The sequence below is a fragment of the Aquimarina sp. genome (assembly GCF_977115655.1).
In genome coordinates this window covers 20,259-39,061 of the sequence record NZ_CDSBKO010000025.1, presented here as the reverse complement: position 1 = coordinate 39,061, position 18,803 = coordinate 20,259, and the positions used below count along the sequence as shown (strand labels likewise).

General features: G+C 30.8%; 12 protein-coding genes. 7 read left to right on the top strand and 5 right to left on the bottom strand.

All coding sequences use genetic code 11. The annotated features are described in order from the left end of the window. The first annotated feature begins 55 nt into the window (after nt 1–55). The 7 genes from ACZIYX_RS12140 (at nt 56) to ACZIYX_RS12110 (ending at nt 12,715) form a co-directional block, all read left to right on the top strand. Nucleotides 56–940, top strand: coding sequence for a TauD/TfdA dioxygenase family protein (locus ACZIYX_RS12140; protein WP_462682513.1), 885 nt, complete (start codon nt 56–58; stop codon nt 938–940). A 13-nt stretch (nt 941–953) separates the two neighbouring features. Continuing rightward, nucleotides 954–1,487, top strand: coding sequence for an FcoT family thioesterase (locus ACZIYX_RS12135; RefSeq protein ID WP_462682512.1), 534 nt, complete (start codon nt 954–956; stop codon nt 1,485–1,487). Nucleotides 1,488–1,583: 96 nt separating this feature from the next. Then, the gene (locus ACZIYX_RS12130; RefSeq protein ID WP_462682511.1) at nt 1,584–7,850 is read left to right on the top strand and encodes an amino acid adenylation domain-containing protein; all 6,267 of its coding nucleotides are present in this window, start codon (nt 1,584–1,586) and stop codon (nt 7,848–7,850) included. A 62-nt stretch (nt 7,851–7,912) separates the two neighbouring features. After that, entirely contained in the window at nt 7,913–8,782 is an 870-nt protein-coding gene (locus ACZIYX_RS12125; protein WP_462682510.1) for a DJ-1/PfpI family protein, read from the top strand. A 3-nt stretch (nt 8,783–8,785) separates the two neighbouring features. Then, nucleotides 8,786–9,154, top strand: a complete 369-nt coding sequence (locus tag ACZIYX_RS12120) for a hypothetical protein (RefSeq protein WP_462682509.1) — start codon at nt 8,786–8,788, stop codon at nt 9,152–9,154. A 372-nt stretch (nt 9,155–9,526) separates the two neighbouring features. Then, nucleotides 9,527–10,060 (top strand): hypothetical protein, encoded by a 534-nt coding sequence (locus ACZIYX_RS12115; RefSeq protein ID WP_462682508.1) that lies wholly within the window; start codon nt 9,527–9,529, stop codon nt 10,058–10,060. Nucleotides 10,061–10,234: 174 nt separating this feature from the next. Continuing rightward, entirely contained in the window at nt 10,235–12,715 is a 2,481-nt protein-coding gene (locus tag ACZIYX_RS12110; RefSeq protein WP_462682507.1) for a TonB-dependent receptor, read from the top strand. 146 nt (nt 12,716–12,861) lie between these two features. Here ACZIYX_RS12110 and ACZIYX_RS12105 read toward each other — a convergent pair whose 3' ends face one another. From ACZIYX_RS12105 to hutF, 5 genes are all read right to left on the bottom strand, one after another. After that, nucleotides 12,862–14,763, bottom strand: coding sequence for a PAS domain-containing sensor histidine kinase (locus ACZIYX_RS12105; RefSeq protein ID WP_462682506.1), 1,902 nt, complete (start codon nt 14,761–14,763; stop codon nt 12,862–12,864). A gap of 378 nt (nt 14,764–15,141) precedes the next feature. Beyond that, a complete protein-coding gene (locus ACZIYX_RS12100) occupies nt 15,142–15,333 on the bottom strand; it encodes a cold-shock protein (protein ID WP_024769089.1) in 192 nt (63 codons plus the stop codon). A 205-nt stretch (nt 15,334–15,538) separates the two neighbouring features. Beyond that, nucleotides 15,539–16,015: a hypothetical protein gene (locus tag ACZIYX_RS12095; RefSeq protein WP_462682505.1), complete on the bottom strand. Its 477-nt coding sequence runs from the start codon at nt 16,013–16,015 to the stop codon at nt 15,539–15,541. Nucleotides 16,016–16,899: 884 nt separating this feature from the next. After that, nucleotides 16,900–17,097, bottom strand: coding sequence for a hypothetical protein (locus ACZIYX_RS12090; RefSeq protein ID WP_462682504.1), 198 nt, complete (start codon nt 17,095–17,097; stop codon nt 16,900–16,902). 172 nt (nt 17,098–17,269) lie between these two features. Further along, nucleotides 17,270–18,649, bottom strand: coding sequence for a formimidoylglutamate deiminase (gene hutF, locus ACZIYX_RS12085; protein ID WP_462682503.1), 1,380 nt, complete (start codon nt 18,647–18,649; stop codon nt 17,270–17,272). Nucleotides 18,650–18,803 lie beyond the last annotated feature (154 nt).

Below are 18,803 nucleotides of genomic sequence, written 5' to 3'. Positions count from 1 at the left end.
AGGAGCAGATAACTATCAAAAACCAAGTTAACTAACAATATATTATATAAGCTCTATGGAAACCACACAAAAAATCAATATTAAAGAGGCTAAACCTAATGAAATAGGTGGCATTATAACTGGGATAGATATAACAGAATTATTGCCAGAAAGTGAAGAGATCATAGAAATAAGAAACGCCATTTACAGAAACAAACTGGTAGTGATTAGAAATCAGGATTTCACCCCGTTAGAATATGTAGAATTTGCAAAAAAGATAGGAACTCCTCAGATCTATTTTCAAAAAAACTACCATCACCCTGATTTTCCCGAAATTTTTGTCTCTTCAAACGTAAATAAGAAAGGAGAAAAAATAGGGGTTGCAGGAACAGGACATTATTGGCATACAGACTGTCAGTTTGAACAAAACCCTTTGTCATTTACTTCTATTACTCCTGTAATTATTCCAAAAACAGTAAGAGAAACACGCTATATCGATATGCATCAGGTATACAACAAACTTCCCGATCATTTAAGGGAACTTGTAGAAAATGCTACTCTTATTCATGGCGGAAACAACCGATATAAAGTAACACCAGAGGATATCGATAAATCAATACAGCAGCTTATCGACAAAATGAACGAAATGGTTCCTTTTGTAAAGCACCCTGCCGTTATCGAACATCCGGTAACCGGAGATAAAATACTATATGCAAGTAGAGGGTTTACCATGAAGTTTGATGGCTTTTCTTATGAAAAAAACCAAAGAGTTTTGAATGAATTATTTGATTTTATAGAAAAAGATGAGCATATACACACACATGCGTGGAAAAAAGGGGATCTTATTATTTGGGATAACAGATACCTGTTGCACATGTCCTCACCCCTTGTTCCCGGAGATAAAAGTAAAAGCTACCGTATTGGTATTTATGATAAATACCCTTTTTATGTAGGACTATAAATCTGGTATACCCATGAAAACTATAACAGAAAAAAAAGCAACCCAAATTGTAATAGATTCTGAGTTTGTAAAAAGAATATTGCAACCCTATAGAAAAGATGCATGTTATCTTAAAAAAGCAATTCTTGAATATAATGGAAACGATAACAAATATCCAATTTTAAAAGGAGATTTAGAGATTAACGAGTCATGTTATATTGATGATACAGGACATTTTAATGCTGTAGAATTTAATATCTGTTTTAATCAAATGGGCTATACGTATTTAGGATATTGTATCAAAGAAGGGTTGATCCCTCAATTAGAAGGGTTTTCAAAAAACAATTGTAAAGAATTTTTTGAAAAACAATTATCCCATTTTTTGATCGTAAATATCCAATCATCCTATAAAAAACCTATTAATTCTGATCAATTTTATGGAGAAATTGGTATTAAAACTATTAGTAAAAAAGCAAATTGCACATTTATTGTAATGACATGCAAATACTATGATGATGATAATGGCCGATCTTTTGGTGAAGTTACGCTAGCAATACTACACCCTTGAAAATACAATTTTGTCAATTAAAAATGAATAGAAGTATTACAATACTTCTATTCATTTTTAATTAAGTGTAATACTTATCCTTTATTCTATAAATATATGACTACCTCTTTAATTATTGAACAACTCAAAAATAGTAAAGCAGTATCAAGAATAGATATATTCACAGAATATATAAGAACATTATTAGCAGGTTTTTTGGAATTTGATGATAAAAATGATATAGCTGTAAATCAAGATTTTGTAGAATTAGGAGTGAGCTCTATGGAAGCCGTAAATTTTAAGATATATCTGGAAAATGAACTGAAATGCTCTCTAAAAACTACTTTGTTTTTTGATTACCCCACATTAGATGTATTGGTTCATCATATTCTCAAAGATGTTTTGGGATTTGATATAGAAGAATCTAAAATAGAAACCAAACCATTTCAAGAACAAGAAAACAAATCAATTGTACCCAAACAAGACCTCGGGCAAATTGTTGTTATTGCTATGGATGGCATGTTTCCAAAGGCTATGACTCCCAATGAGCTGTGGAACAAATCTATTATAAATCAAAATACAGATAACGACCAGACAAATAAGTCATTTTTGTTTAATGAATTTCCTTCTATAGCATATCAAGAGCAATTGTTATCGTTTGGGATAACCGAAGAGATATATACAAAAATGCCTAGAGAACAAAAAATAGCATATATTACAATTAATAATGCTATAAATGCATATAACATTTCTGTAAACAAATTAACCACTTCAAAAACAGGTGTTTTTTTTGTTTCTGATGGAGGAACAAAAAAAAATTCTACAAATACCCCGTATCAAATACCATTATCTAATGAAATATCATTTAGATTAAACCTTAATGGACCTAGTGAAACTGTCCATACATTTTGTACCAGTATCTATGTAGCCATGCATAGGGCAATACAAAGTATACAAGCACAAGAGTGTGAACAAGCAATCGTAGGAGGAGTAAACACAATTTCTAAAAAAACATTCCAAAATCATGCAAATCAAGGTATCTACAATGATTTACTAAGTAATAATAATGCTATGTTTAGTTTTAGCGATCAGGCAAATGGATTTGTAAGAAGTGAAGGAGCAGGAGCTATTATACTAACCACATTATCCAAAGCCCTAAAAAACAATGCAAGTATTTTAGCTATTATAAAAGCTACATCTGTTGCTCATGGAGGAAAAAACTTTTCCATGGAAGCACCAAAGGCAACAGGAATAAAAAACACTATCATGTTATGTGTTCAAAAATCGGATATAGCAGTAGATACTATAGATTATATAGAGGCACATGGTATCGCCAATCCTCTTGCCGATGCTATCGAATTATCCTCAATACAGGATAGTTATACATCTTTAAGTAACCAAAAAAATAAAAAATGGCATGTAAGTACAGTAAAACCTGTAGTTGGTCATCCCGAGCTGGTTTCAGGTATAGCTTCTTTTATTAAAGTAATAAAGGCTTTTGAGCATGAAATGATTCCTGGGGTAAATAATCTGCAAACTATAAACACAGAGATCCCAACAAATAATAATTTATCAATTCTAAAAGAAACAATACCATGGATAAAAACTTCTTATCCAAGACGAGCAGCTCTTAATAGCTATGCAATTGGAGGTGTAAATGCACACGTGATTTTAGAAAAGTACAATGATATAACAATAGGCAAAAATATTTTATCGGTAGAAACAAACACAAAGAACCCTGCAAATATTGTGATTTCTTCAGAAAAAGAAGATAAAATGGCTATTGCCAATATATTATTAGAAGTTTTTGATTTGGAATTAGAAAAAATAGATAATTCTCTATCTCCTATGGATTACGGTTTTGATTCTATAAAAATGGTACAATTCATTAGGCGTATTAATGAAAAATTTACGATAGATATAAAAATAGGAGAAGCATTAGGAATAAATAGTTTTGAAGATTTCTTTTCATTAATCGCTGTCAAAAAACAAACAGCTTCTTCAAATATACAAGTCGCACCTATCGAGCTTAATATATCACCAGATTTTTCCTATGAGGTTACCTTATTTCAAAAAGGGCTTTGGTTGGTGCACCAGTCAGACCCCTCATCAAGCACTTATAATCTGCCGGTCATATTTTTGGTAAAAAAAGATATCCAATCCAATATTGTATTACAAGCCTTGGCTTTTTTATTAGAAAAGCATCCCGTTTTGAGAGTTTATTTTCAAAATGAAAGAGAGCAAGTCGTTCAAAAAATACATCCAATATCTTATTGCCTGAATATAGACAAAAGTACTTTTGCAACGACTCCCGAAGAGGAATTTAAGAAATTAACCAGAATACCTTTTGATTTACAACAAGACTGTTTATTACGAGTATATATAAGAACTGATAAAAATAGTGGGCAACAATTTTTAGTATTCATAATCCATCATACCATTTTAGATGGATTATCAGGAACGCTATTTATGAAACTTTTCTGGGAGGCATACCATACAATAGAGAAGGGAGAAAAAAACAGCTTAGAAAAAACAAATACTCATTTTTTTGATTTTGTTACCTGGGAACATCAATATATGAAAAGCTCTAAGGCAGATACTGATTTATCATGGTGGAAAAAACAGTTGACAAATATTTTTCCAGTACAACTACCTTATGATCACGTTCAGAATATAGTAGTGTCACAGCAGGATAAAGAAATGATATGTACTCAAATCAAAGGAGTAGAATTACAAAAACTTAAAAAAGCAGCGATTGCCATGAAGGTAAGCTTGTCTGTACTATTAATGGCAGGATTTAAGATTTTGCTTCACAAATTAACCCAACAAGAAGATATTACTATAGCTACACCTACAGAGGGCAGGCAAAAAACAATATATGAAGATAGTTTGGGATGTTTTGTAAATGTTATCTTAATGAGATCAAAACTTGATACTCAAAAAACAATATTACAAAATGTACTAAGCGTAAAAGAAAACTTTTTAACAAGTTTAGATCACGGAACATATCCTTTAACAGGTTTGTTATCAAAAGTAACAGAAAAATCAAATACATTATATATTCCGGTATCATACACGTATCAAAACATTTTTGATACAATTCTTGACACAACATTTCTAGGAAATACTATTGTTCCTGTATATGATGTATACCAAGAAACACAGGATGAATATGCAATGGAGGTATATGATTTTAGAGATACATTACAAATAAATTTTAAGTATAAAAAGCTTCTTTTTGAAAAACAAACAATAGAAAGGCACCTTAAATATTTTATGCGTATTATCGATCAGGTTATTACCAATGAAAAACTTCTTCTGGCAGATCTGGATATACTTTCTAAAGAAGAAAAAACAGCCTTTTTTACTTATTTTAACAAAACGAATATACAGTACCCAAAAGAAAAAACACTGGTGGATTTGTTTGAGAAACAAGCAAAAAGCACTCCCGATAATATTGCATTAACTTATATCGATCAGCATATAAGCTATCAGCAACTCAATGCAAAGGCAAATCAATTAGCCAGATTTTTAAGAAAAAAAGGAATCGCTCAAAAAGATAAAGTAGTTCTCTGTATCGATACATCCATAAATATGGTGGTAAGTATTTTGGCAGTTGCAAAAATGGGAGCTATATATGTCCCGGTAGATCTTTTATACCCAAAAGAGCGTATCAAATACAGTATCGATGATTCAAAACCCAAAGGTATTATTTGTACCAATACTACTATATCCAAATTTTTAAAAGAAACATATACCTCATCTGTTATTATCACTAATTTAGAGGATGAGGAAATAGCAAAAGAAGAATCAAAAAATTTAGATCATACAATAAATCCCGAGGATTCTTTATATGTAATATATACATCCGGGACTACAGGATACCCAAAAGGAGTTGTTATTACACATAATAATGTAGTCCGCTTGCTAAAAACGGAACAGCCATTATTTGATTTTAACAAAAAAGATGTATGGACACTCTTTCATTCCTATTGTTTTGACTTTTCGGTATGGGAGATGTATGGTGCCTTATTGTTTGGTGGTCGTTTAGTAATTGTACCAGATTATATAAAAAAAGACACCTTTTTATTTTATAAACTATTAGCTTCAGAAAAAATAACAATACTTAATCAAACCCCATCCTCGTTTTATGCATTACAGGATCAAATTAATAAATATCCGCAAGAGTTAAATGTTAGGTATGTAATTTTTGGTGGAGAAGCATTACAACCAATATTATTAAAACAATGGTATGCTGTATACCCAAACTGCAAACTAATCAATATGTACGGAATTACAGAAACAACCGTACACGTAACCTATCAAGAAATTACAACTACAGAAATTAATGGAGGAGTGAGTACTATTGGAGTTCCAATCCCAACACTTAGTTGTTATGTGTTAGATAAAAACATGAATTTGCTACCTAATGGAGTTGCAGGAGAATTGTATGTAGGAGGAGAGGGGGTAGCAAAAGAATATCTGTACAGACCAGAACTAACTAAAGAACGTTTTGTTAAAAACCCTTTTCAAGAACATACCCGACTATATAAAACGGGAGACATTGTTAAATACAATTATAAAAACCAGTTAGAATATATAGGGAGAGTAGATGAGCAAGTAAAAATAAGGGGATATAGGATCGAATTACCAGAAATAGAAAATGTATTGCTCAAAAATCCTAATGTACTACAATGCGTAGTTATTGTAAAAGAGATATCAAAAGATAACAAACACATTATAGCATATATAAAGCTAAAAGAAGCCGTAGACAAAAAACATATCTTTGAATTTCTTGAGAGTCAAATTCCACAATATATGATTCCAAATTCTATATACTTAATAGATGATTTTGAATTGACGTCTAATGGAAAAATTGATAAGAAAAAATTACCATTACCTGATTTTACAGGAATACAACAAAACTATATTGCACCTACAAATGATATCGAAAAAGTAATAGTAACAGTTTTTGAAGAGATTTTGGAAGTAGAAAAAGTGGGGGTTTTAGATAACTTTTTTGAATTAGGAGGGCATTCACTTCTAGTAATGAAAGCTATACACAAAATAAATACCGTAGCAGATACTAAATTGGCAGCAAAACATTTGTTTAGATTTCCTACCCCTCAAAAACTTGCAGTATGTATAAAAAATGAAGGAAGCTCCGATCCAGTAATAAACTTGCAAGAAGAAGTAAAATTTGATCCCGAAACCCATTTTGATTTAACCAAATTTGTTTTTCCTACAGCACCTCAACATATTTTTGTAACAGGAGGAACAGGGTTTGTTGGATCATTTTTGCTTAGCGAACTATTAAAAAACACCAATGCTCAAATATATTGTTTGGCAAGAGCAAACTCTAAAGAAGAGGCTTTTTCTAAAATCAAAAAAGTTATGGACAGATATGATTTATGGTTGGATGAGTATGCAATACGTATAAATGGTATTGCAGGTGATATCGGGCTTCCTTTATTAGGATTAAACCCCGGAACGTTTGATGAATTATCCTCTACTATTGATGTGATTTACCACAATGCAGCACACATGAATCACATGGCAACATACCAGGATCTTAAACCTGTAAATGTAGATGGTACATTGGAGATCATTAAATTAGCATCAAAACACAAAATAAAACCGTTACATTATACCTCTACGCTAGCAGTGTTTAATAATACCATTCGTAAAGAACTTCAGACAATAACAGAAACAAGTACATCAGAAAACGAAATCCACTATGAAAGCGATGGATATCCTACAAGTAAATGGGTTAGTGAAAATATAATCGTAAAAGCACAAAAAGCAGGATTGCCATCTACTATTTACAGACTGGGGTTAATTACCGGAGATACTATAAAAGGAAGGTTAGATAATAAACAATGGCTTTACGGGTTTATAAAGAGCTGTATTACAGCAGGAGCTATGATTAATCAAGATCTAAGCATAAAATTACCAATGATGCCTGTAGATATTGCTGCAAAATCTTTGGCATATTTATCTCTCAAAAAAAGTACATTAAACCAGACTTTTCATTTGATAGGAAAATCATCTTCACTATATACTATTTTTAAAAACTATAGTGAATCAAACAATGGTTTACCTCTTAAAGAATTATCTATGTATGAATGGTTGAAGCTCATAAAATCACACCCAGAACTCCCAGTTCCCCCGTTCATGCTAGAGTACCTGGAGTTAAATCAAGAAGAACTAATTATACGAAAAAATAAAGAACTTATAGCCAAACTAAAGATTGATGCCTCATTTACAGAGAAAAGAATAGAAAATGGTAATATTTCATTCCCTTATATTGATTCTGAAATTGTGTTGAGGTATTTTGGTTATGTAAAAGAAAAAGAAAACCTTATAGGAGATATAGTTGCTTAATAAAAAGCAATAATAAAATAATAGATATGTTTGATAATAAAATCCTCTTAAAAATAATACTAATGGGTATTCTGCTAATTACAGTATTTTCATGTAATACTAAGCAAGACTTGACCTCCATTTCTAACAAAATACAAACCGAAAGTGATATAAAGACAGAAAATATCCCAAAAATAACCGAAGAAAATCACGATGTGTTAATGAATACGCTTTTTGGAAAACCCAAGTATTCTATAAAAAATATAGGGATTTTGGTATATGATGACACCAATTCATTAGACGTTATGGGACCTCGCCATATTTTAGGACAGATCTTATCTGCCAAAACTCGATTTATAGGGATGAAACCCGGTACTTTTATAACTACAGATGGTGTAGAAATAGCCGTAGATACAGTTATTGATTCTATAAATCAATTAGACATTCTTATTATACCAGGAGGTTTTCAGGGAACTATAAAAAATGTATATGACAAAAAATTACACGAGTGGATAAAAAAAATAGATAAAAATTCTGTTTATACGGCAAGTGTATGTACTGGTGCATGGGTATTAGGGGCTACAGGTTTATTAAAAAATAAAAAAGCCACAACACACTGGTATAAAGCAGAAGAAATGTTGGAAAAATATGGAGCCAAATATATAAACAAACGCTATGTGAGAGATGGAAAATATTGGACTTCAGCAGGAGTAACAGCAGGTATGGATATGTCGTTGGCAATGGTGTATGAAATATTAGGGAAAAACTATACCGAAGGGGTTATGTTGGATATGGAATACGATCCGCACCCACCCATAGAAGGAGGATCTCCTGAAAAAACAGGATATGTAATGAAATATATGATGGAGGCTATGTATGATGCAGGAGTAGAACCGTTAATAGATAGTCTGGAGCAAGTCAAAAAAGCATCAGAAGATATTATTATTTTATAACAGGTGAGATTTGCTTTTTCAATAGTATTATGTGCCTTGTTTACAGTGCAACCAATCTGTAAACTAAGTGCTATAGTATATTATCAATATAATATAGATGCTATTATCAAAAAAATCTGTATTAATAAAGACAGACCTAAACTACGGTGTAATGGAAAATGCTACCTGTTATCCAAAATAGGTACTACTACAAATAATACCCACAAAAATATTTCTATTATAGATGTCTTTTCTCCTCTTTATTTTAAAGCAGAAAATATAGAACTTAAACAATTCCCTGATTTTGGTTATGTAAATATTATTAAAAACTGGTGTATAACACTTCTGGTAATATACGAAATTTTATATCCTATTGACCACCCTCCTCAATGAGTATAAACCAAGCCAGGTTAAAAGCAAAATATTTAATATGCATTTTCCTTTATTTTTTTATTGATAAAGGAAGATAACTGTTTGCCTGGTTTTAATACTGACTTTAACCTGAAGAGTGCCTATAATACCTAGTTTGATTTTTGACGGCGTATACTTAAAATCGAATTATTTTTTTCAAGATCAAGGTAAAATATTTTAGCATAGTAGTTGTGTTGAGCTAAGCCGAGGTATAGTTACGGTAACATATTTTAACAAAAGATGGAGAAAAAGAAACTATTTAATATGTTATTAACAAGTTAAATCGATATTATAGGCATTCTTCTGAAAATTAATACTCAATCTAAAAAATCTAATAATACTATTAAAATAACCATGTATATATCCTATAAACTAAGCAAATCAATTCTAAGTATAATTGTATCACTATTATTACTGTTTTCTTGTAATAATGATGATGAATCCAATACAACAGAAGCTGTTACAAAATATGATCTGGAGTTAATGTTAAAAAATTATACCAGCAATCAAGTGATTTCTACAGGAAATGTAGATTTTGAATTTCTAATAAAAAATGCAGGAAAAAACACCATTCCTGCTGGTACCAATATATATCTTTCTCTTAAAATAAATGACACTAATCAATTTGATCTTAATTTGGCTAATACCGGAAAAGATGCTGCTACCATAGTAAAAATTGATAACGATTTAGTGCCCAATGGATCTTTTGCTTATAAGCAGGAACCCATATCTTTTTTGAATGTAGAAAACACACTACAATTCTTAGGCGTTCCTTCAGCAAAAATTTGTTCGGTAGCGTGGGGAGTTGACAAAACTTCTATAGGAACCTTTGATACAGATATCAATAGCCAGAACAACACATTTTGTTTAACTTTTGGTGTTGATTAAAGTAAACACTACCGTAAAATACGGTGGTTGTTTCATTTCTTATTAATGGTTTTTAACCCCTCATTGGGGGTGATTTCCAGTGTCTTGTTCCAAAAACAAAATATATTTTCGAAGGCATACCTCGTAGGTTTGCTTCAGGGTTATTGATTTCTTCAAGATTTGCCCCAAAAACAGGTGCAAACGATATTATCTATATCAGTAATGGATAGAGAATTTACTCTTTTGATAACCCAAAAACAAAAGTTTAATCCTGTACAAAAACAAAACATGAATAAAACAGTTATAATTATCCTTTTTATTTTTTGCATAAGTTATTACTCTGTATATGCACAACTTAGACAAGGTATAATAACATCTGCAGATGGAACTCCGATAGCAGGAGCAACTATATTAATAGAAAAACAATCAATAAACAGAGCCACTAATAGTAATGGTGTTTATACAGTCTATCTGGCAGAAGGAGAGCACCAAATCATAATATTGGCAGAAGGGTATAAACCACTAACCAAAATGATTCAATGTACTTCTTACTATTGCCTGCTGGATTTTTTTATGGAAAAAGATCTTCAGGAACTGGAAACGGTTACTATACAAGGAAATAGACATGAAAAAAATATTTTGAACACAACAGCCTCCATTTCCGAGATTTCCTCTAAATCTATAAAGGAAACACAAACAGAACTATTAAAAGACTTAAACAGCTTAATCCCCAATTACATATACAGTGATTTAGGGGTTAACTACCAACAGCAAATAACACTTAGGGGAGTAAGCGCTTTTAGTGAGGTGCCATCTGTTGCTACATATATAGATGGTATTAATACATTTAATATTTCGGCAAATAATTTATTACTTAATGATGTGGAGAAAATAGAAGTTTTCAGAGGGCCTCAAGGAGCGGTTTTTGGGCAGGATGCTCTAGGAGGAATCATTAATATTGTTACAAAAAAACCATCTTCTAATAATAAATCTGCATTTATAGAAACTAGTATAGGAAATCAAGGATTTTATAGTTATGCAGCGGGTTTTAAAACACCTGTCATTAAGAACATCCTTTTTATAGGAGTTGATGGTAAACTTAACAGTCAGCACGGGTTTTATAGAAATAACTTAACAGGTACATTTTCATTTGATGGAAAACCTTTAGAAAAAAGCTCTGAAAATGGTGTTAGAATAGGGGATCAACAAGCCTATTATGGTAATATCGATATAAATTTAAGACCTGATGAAAAATTAGATTTGCTTTTTAATATTAAAAAGCAAATAGATCAATCTATAGGAGCCAGTTCTTTTTATCAAGCAGCGTTAACTCCTCAAAAAGCATTGGATAACCCTTATGAGTTTTCTGTAAACTCTATTGGTAGCGATCATAGGGACGTATTAAATCTTTCTTTGAGAATAAAATACGAGGGATCTAATTATGTAATACAAAGCTCTTCCTATTACTCCAAAGTAAAAACAGGATACAATAAAATAGACGGGGATCTAACGCCCTTTGATTTTTATTCTGCATCTTCGAGTTATAAAGGAATATTGGGAAATCCTTTTCCTCTGGAAGTTATTGGTCAGGAAATTAAAATAGAATCGGATAAAGAAAAACGATTATCTTGGTTGGTTGGTGGATCAGTGTTTTTTCAAAACTACCAAAAACAATATTCTTATGTCGGAAAATCTACAGTTCAGGAATATAAAGATTTTCAAGAAAACACAGGAGTATCAAGCTTCGGAAGGATTTCATATCAGGTCTCAGAAAAATTTGATATTACTCTTCATGGGAGGTATGACACAGAAACAAAAAATATTAAAGCAAGCGTATCAGATACAAATACAAAAAATAAAATTGATATTATAGAATCTATTAATCGTAAAAAAAACTTTTATGCACTAAGCCCAAAACTGGTATTCAGTTATGCTCCATCCCTTAATCATAAGCTATACCTATCGTATGCCAGAGGATTTAAACCAGGAGGAATTAATAATAGAGTGGTTAATGAAAACGATTTTTCAAGTTATGATTCAGAATACTCTAATATTATAGAATCTGGATATAAATGGCTGTCAAATGATAATAAATATCTTATTTCTGCTACAGGATATACTATGTATTGGCAAGATATGCAATTATATTACTTTTCGCAACAAGCAGATCGACCAGACATAAGAGGTATTTGGATTATTGATAATATAGGAAATGTAAAATCTTATGGGTTAGAAACAGAAGTTACAGCAAAGCCTTTTTCTGGTTTCCAGATAGATTACTCATTAGGAATCAATCATGGCAGATATAGTGGATTTGAGTTTTTGGGAACAAATATTAAAGATAACACTACTATATTATCACCAGAATTTACTTCATTTCTAGGTGCGCAACAGTTGTTTTCCTTGTTGAAAAAGAAAAATATTACAGGTATTATAAGAGGAGAATGGCGTGTTGTTGGAGATCAATATTTTGATTTGGCAAATACTATAAAACAGAGTGCTTATCAAATTTTTAACACAAGATTATCTATAGCAAATAATAATGTATCGCTTGCATTTGGCATAAAAAATATATTTAATGAGCGTTACATAAGTTTTTCTATGCCAGGACAATTTAAAGCTTCTATTCTTAATCGCCCCCGTACATTTACGATAAGTTTGATTTATAGACTATAGAAACTTCTCGTTCATTACTTTTTTAATAATGTTTGGCTCTAGTTTATAATAGAGCCGGCATTCTTTATAGGTAAAACTCTTTATTAGTAAAAAAAGAATATCCTATTACAGTAAATTCAAAATGGTATTATTTAGGATATTTTTGATTATACCTTATTTGCAATTGTGTTATTTTTTTGACAAAAAGGGATAGTGAAATAAAAGGTGGCCCCTTTTTCTTTTTTGCTTTCCAACCAAATTTTACCCTCCAGCATTTCTACGTAGGCTTTTGCAATAGATAACCCAATACCTGCACCTTCCAAAGCATAACGATCTTCTATATCTGCTTGTACAAATCGTTCAAAAATAGCTTTTTGTCTATCTTCTGCAATTCCCATTCCTGTATCTTTTACATAAAATTTTAATACATTACCTTCTTTTTGATATCCAAATTCAATACCTCCTTCTTGAGTATATTTTATAGCATTTTTTATTAGATTAGTAAGTATAGTTGTTAGTTTTTCTTTATCGGTACTTACAAATATATCTTTAGAAGAAAGTCCGTTAGATAGGGATAACACAATACCTTTTTTATCGGTTTGAGGTTTAAAAAGGTTAAACAAGTAATCCGTTTGCTCATTAATATTAATTTCTTGGATATTTACTTTAACTTGATCCGCAGCTATTCGTGAAATATCAATAATATCTCTAATAATATTAAGCATTCTTGCTCCGCTTTCTTTAATTAAATCCAGATATAATTGTTGTTCATCACCGGTAAGCTTTGGTTCATCTAAAAGCTCAGCTAGTCCCATTATACCATTCATAGGAGTTCGGATCTCATGGCTCATGTTTGCCAGAAAAGCAGATTTAAGACGATCACTTTCTTCTGCTTTTTCTTTTAGCTTACTTAGTTCCTGTTCATACAACTTGATATTTGTAATATCTGTTATGGTACCCACATAACCTATAATTTGTCGTTTTTCATTATACTCTGGAATTACTCTTCCTAAAACCCAGGTAATAGAGTTATCAGATTTAAGAAACCGGTATTCTACATCATAAGTTTCTCTTTTGTCAACACTGGTGTACCATCCCTGTTTTAATTTTTTTCTATCTTCAGGATGTACTGCTTTTAGCCACCCGTTAATTAAAGCATCCTCATTAGAAAGCCCGGAGATTTCGCACCACTTTGGATTTACAAATGTAGTTTTTCCTTCGCTACTAGTCATAAAAATACCAACAGGAACCAGATCTGCCAGCACATGATATCTGTTTTCGGTAAGCTGCACTGCTTTTTCTGCGACTTCAAACTTTTGCTTATAAGTAAGAGAATGAAAAATATCTTTAAAATTGATATGATTTAACGGATCATCTTCTTTTTCAAAATATTTTAAGTAAACAGTAAATAAAATACTGTAGACTAATGTCATAGTGTTTTTGGATATTAAACCCGAAATTATAATTTTTTGTATGTCCTTAAAATACCAGAATGAGCCTAATGTAAAAGATATAGCATCAAAACTTAAAACAAGTATCATTGTAAACAATATCCTTAAAAACAAACTTGAAGTATATTTGGATATATACTCATATAAATAGATAATCAATAATGCATCTATATAGAGTATACAAGTCCCAACTATTAATACAAAGATATTAGTATAAAAAAATTCTGTAGAAACATCAAACGGGTTATAATTATAAGCACCTTCTATATTCATCCTGAAGGAAAGTAAAAGAAAACACAATACTACATTTGCTATAACCAAAGAATAAATTAATTTTCTGGCAGTAGTAGCATCTTCTTTAATATAAATTAACAATACTGCAAATAATGTGGCAGAAAATAAAACGGAGGAACCAGGAGAAATGACTATTACATCAGATATTTCAAAATAAAGAGTGCTGGCCATAAAAACCTGAATGAACTGAAATAGTCCTAAAGAAGTAAAAAGCAACCCTAAACCTATTATTGTTCGTAAACGAAAAAGTAACAGGATAAGAAAGGCAACAACAAATCCTTGAAACAGAAAAATTAATATTTGATAAAAATTCAGTGTATCCATATAGTATAATACTACATTAAAAATGGGTTTTAATATATTTTATTAACCTAATTATATAGTATTTATTTTTAATGCCCCTTAAAGCTACGAACAATTGTTAAATTTTTGTATTGTAAATCCGTAAAAAATATTTTTTATTAAAAAAAATCGAATTAAAATTCAATGACAAAATTAAACTATACTAAGAAACTATAGTTTTTGTAATATAGTTAAACAATACATAAAAAAGCAGTTCTTTAATGATATTTTGTTTTTAAAACACTGTTTATCAAATAATTGTGTAGGTTATTTTTGTTTTGTATTACTGTCAAAAATGATATAAAAAAAACCTGCCAACAATGACAGGTTTGTGTTTTAAAAAAAGTTAAGTAGTATATATTAAATTACTTTTACATTTACTGCGTTTAATCCTTTTTTACCTTCTTGTAAGTCAAATTCTACAGCATCTCCTTCTCGAATTTCATCGATTAAGCCAGAAATGTGTACAAAATGTTCTTTGTTAGAATCTTCTTCAGTGATGAATCCAAACCCTTTGGCATCGTTGAAAAATTTTACTGTTCCTTTGTTCATTGTTAAAATTTAAATTAGTTAATAAAAATCAAAGATAATGCCAAATATCTAAATGATCATCATCAAGGTGTTTTTTACATATTTTAATAAACACATATTTTATATGTTTATTGTTGGCAAAAGTATAAAAATAAATTACCAATCAATGTTTTAAAAAATATATAATATTTTTTTATTAGGAAAAAAGGTTATATAAACTCAATTTTTATACTAGTAGCTGCTTTATTTTTATGTTATAATCATATTGTAAATCTTCATGTAATACTTGTATTTTTTTTTGAATAGATATAATCTCGCGATGATATAAATTTTTTAAAACAGTATTGTTTTGTATTGAAGGGGTAATGCATTTTAGTTTGTTACAAAAATGTAGTAATAATTCTATTTCAGTTTCTTTGTTTTTGGAGTATTTTATATACTTTTTTACAGTCCTTAAAATTTTCCGAATACTTTTTTTTATAAAAAAATAAGAAGATGTGTTAATCATTTCAAATTGCTCATCAATTTCTATTTTTATTTGTGCAATATATTCTTCCTCATTAGTGGATTCAAACAATATATAAGTGATAAGCTCTTTGTTTTCTTTTTTAAATCTGGATAAATGCAGGCACAATTCTATTAAATCTTGATGAGATCGAGTGTTCAATTCTGTCTTTATTTCTTTTATAGAGGCAACCTTCATCTATTTGTTTCTTTTTTCTCTCGGTATAATTATTCTTTGATTAGGTATTACCAAGTATCCTGTTATCAATGTTTTTGTTGGCAGTTTTTGTTTAATTGTAAATTTTTCATAAAACTAAAAATAAATTTAATACCGTATTTATTAATGTTGGTAAGTTAAGGTTTTAAATAACTGATGGCTTTGGTTTAAAACTTATTTATAATGAATAAAGTGACTGAAAAGAAATGTTTTCTGCTTGTCATTAGCTCTTCGACTACATTCAAGATAAACTAATACCATTTTAACTTTGAAACAGCACTAATAAATTATTTCTTTTTCATCTGTTCTTCGTTAAAAAATATAACCGTAACTACAGATATGCTTGATACCAGATCAAGTCTGGCACAAGCTTTTTGCCTTGAATACTTAAAAAATAAATTCAGTTTCTATACGCACTATTTCAAAGTTAAAATGGTATAAAAGGCTAGAATCCATGGGGGAAGTAAAGGAGTATTTTTATTTTGCAGATGTTTGATCTTCAGTAAGATACAGGCTAACTTAAACGACATTGATAATCCGGGTTAAATGGTTTGTGACCTGTAAAAACTGGTTTTTCAACAAGTTATTAACATAAAACTCACAAAATAATGACTGATTTGTTGATAACTAGTTGTATTGTAAACAGATAGGTTTAAATCATATATTGTGATTTTATTTAAAGGACTTAATTTAAAAAGTAGTATGATTTTTTGAGAAAACTTCTCAAAGTTTCCCTATGGCTTGTTGGTTCCTGACCAAAAGATTTAATTCTCATAGAGGGTTTCATTCCCCGGGGTTTGCTTTGAAAACAAAATATATTTTTCGGAAGCATAGCTCGTGAGCTAACCACGGGGTTGTTGATTTATTTATTCCTGAATTTTGTAACATCTACCTTGCGGAAAAATTGATTCCCATCGGCGAACATCTTTTTCATGATGAAATGTAGTAGGACGCAGAGATGTTGTAGATATCCAACATTTAAAAGTATCTAATCCACCGTTAATGTTTTTTAATTGCTCTTTTTCAATTTTGAAATTTCTAAACTTTTGTTGCAATGTATCCATAATAGATTTTTAAGTTATATAAAACTAATCTATAGGATTTTCGTTTAAAAAAAATTATTAATTGATAACAGACAAGAAATATAGGTTAATTGCCAGAGCTAAGTTTATAATTGCAGTAGTACAGCTTATAAAAATATATTTTAAAGTATGGTGTTTTTTAAAATCAAAAAACTTATCTATTTTTTAGTTGTCTCATTGTTTTTATAAAATTCTCTTTAATATTATAGTAAGAATTATGCTTTCCTGATGTTACAATTTCTTTGCCATAAGCTATTGTTTCTAATTGCATAGAAGTATCACTAGCATATACTATCGTAGAGGACAAGTTTTTAATAGAAGTTGTCGATAATAAAGGAGAGGAGTCGTCTATAACAAATGCATTTAATGGTTCTCCAATCTTAAAGAAATCTGATGTAAAATTATTCATTGCTTTTCTGCCTGAAGATGTAGCCATTTCTATAGCAAACATTCCTGAATCTCCTTGAATAGAAGAGTAGTAGGTGTTCCTTTTATGAGATATTAATCTTTGCCCATAATCCAAAAGCTTTAATTCTTCCAGAGGGTTAAGACCAATATGGCTATCGGTACCAATGCTCCATTTACCGCCTTTTTCCTGATATTTACGTAAAGGGAACAGACCATCTCCCAAATTCCCTTCGGTACTGGGGCAAAGTACTACATTTGCTTTGCTTTTAGCTATTCCTTCAATCTCTTTATCTGTTAGGTGTGTAGCGTGTACCAAATGAAATCTATCGTTCATCTCTATAGTATCTAATAACCATTCTACTGGGCGTTTATTTAGATATTTTATAGAGTCTTCGATTTCTTTAATTTGCTCTGAAACATGAATATGAAAAGGTATATCTTGTGGCCCGGACTTTGCTATTGTTGCAATATCTATAGGCTCAACCCCACGCATAGAATGAATCCCTATGGCAATATTTGCGTGTTCATAATATTTACATGCTTCTTTACTGGCATCTAATAATTTTAAATAGCTATCTATTGTTGGAGAAATAAACCTTCTTTGTCTGTCATTTGGAGCTTGTCCAAAACCGCCTTTTTGATAAAAAATGGGAATTAGTGTAATCCCAATACCTGCGGTTTTTGCTGCGGAGATTAAGCTACTACCCATTTCTGCTAGGTTAGAATATGGTTTTCCATTTTTATCGTGATGTACGTAATGAAATTCTGCTACATTGGTATATCCATGGCGTGCCATTTCTGCATATAACATAGTTGCAATTGTTTCCATTTGCTCTGGATCCATGCTTAATGCAAGCTGATACATTGCTTCTCTCCATCCCCAAAAATCATCCGGATTACTGATTCCTTCATGTTTTTCTGCTAAACCGGCCATTGCATACTGAAAAGCATGAGAATGCGCATTCTGAAACCCCGGAATAGCAAATCCTTTGACTAGATCATTGGATATTATATTTGGATCAAAAGATGTAATATTGATTATAATACCTTCCTGATTAACTGTTATCGCTGTGTTTTCTTGCCAACCTGTATTTTGTAATATTCCTTTAAAATAGTATGTTTTCATTTGTTTTTATGGCTTCTTGGTGTTTTAGTTTTTTAGTCTTTGAGTTTTGACTTCTGACTTCTGACTCCCGACTTCTGGCTCCCGACCTCTGACTTCTGACTTCTGGCTCCCGACTTCTGGCTCCCGACTTCTGACTCCCGACTTCTGACTCCTG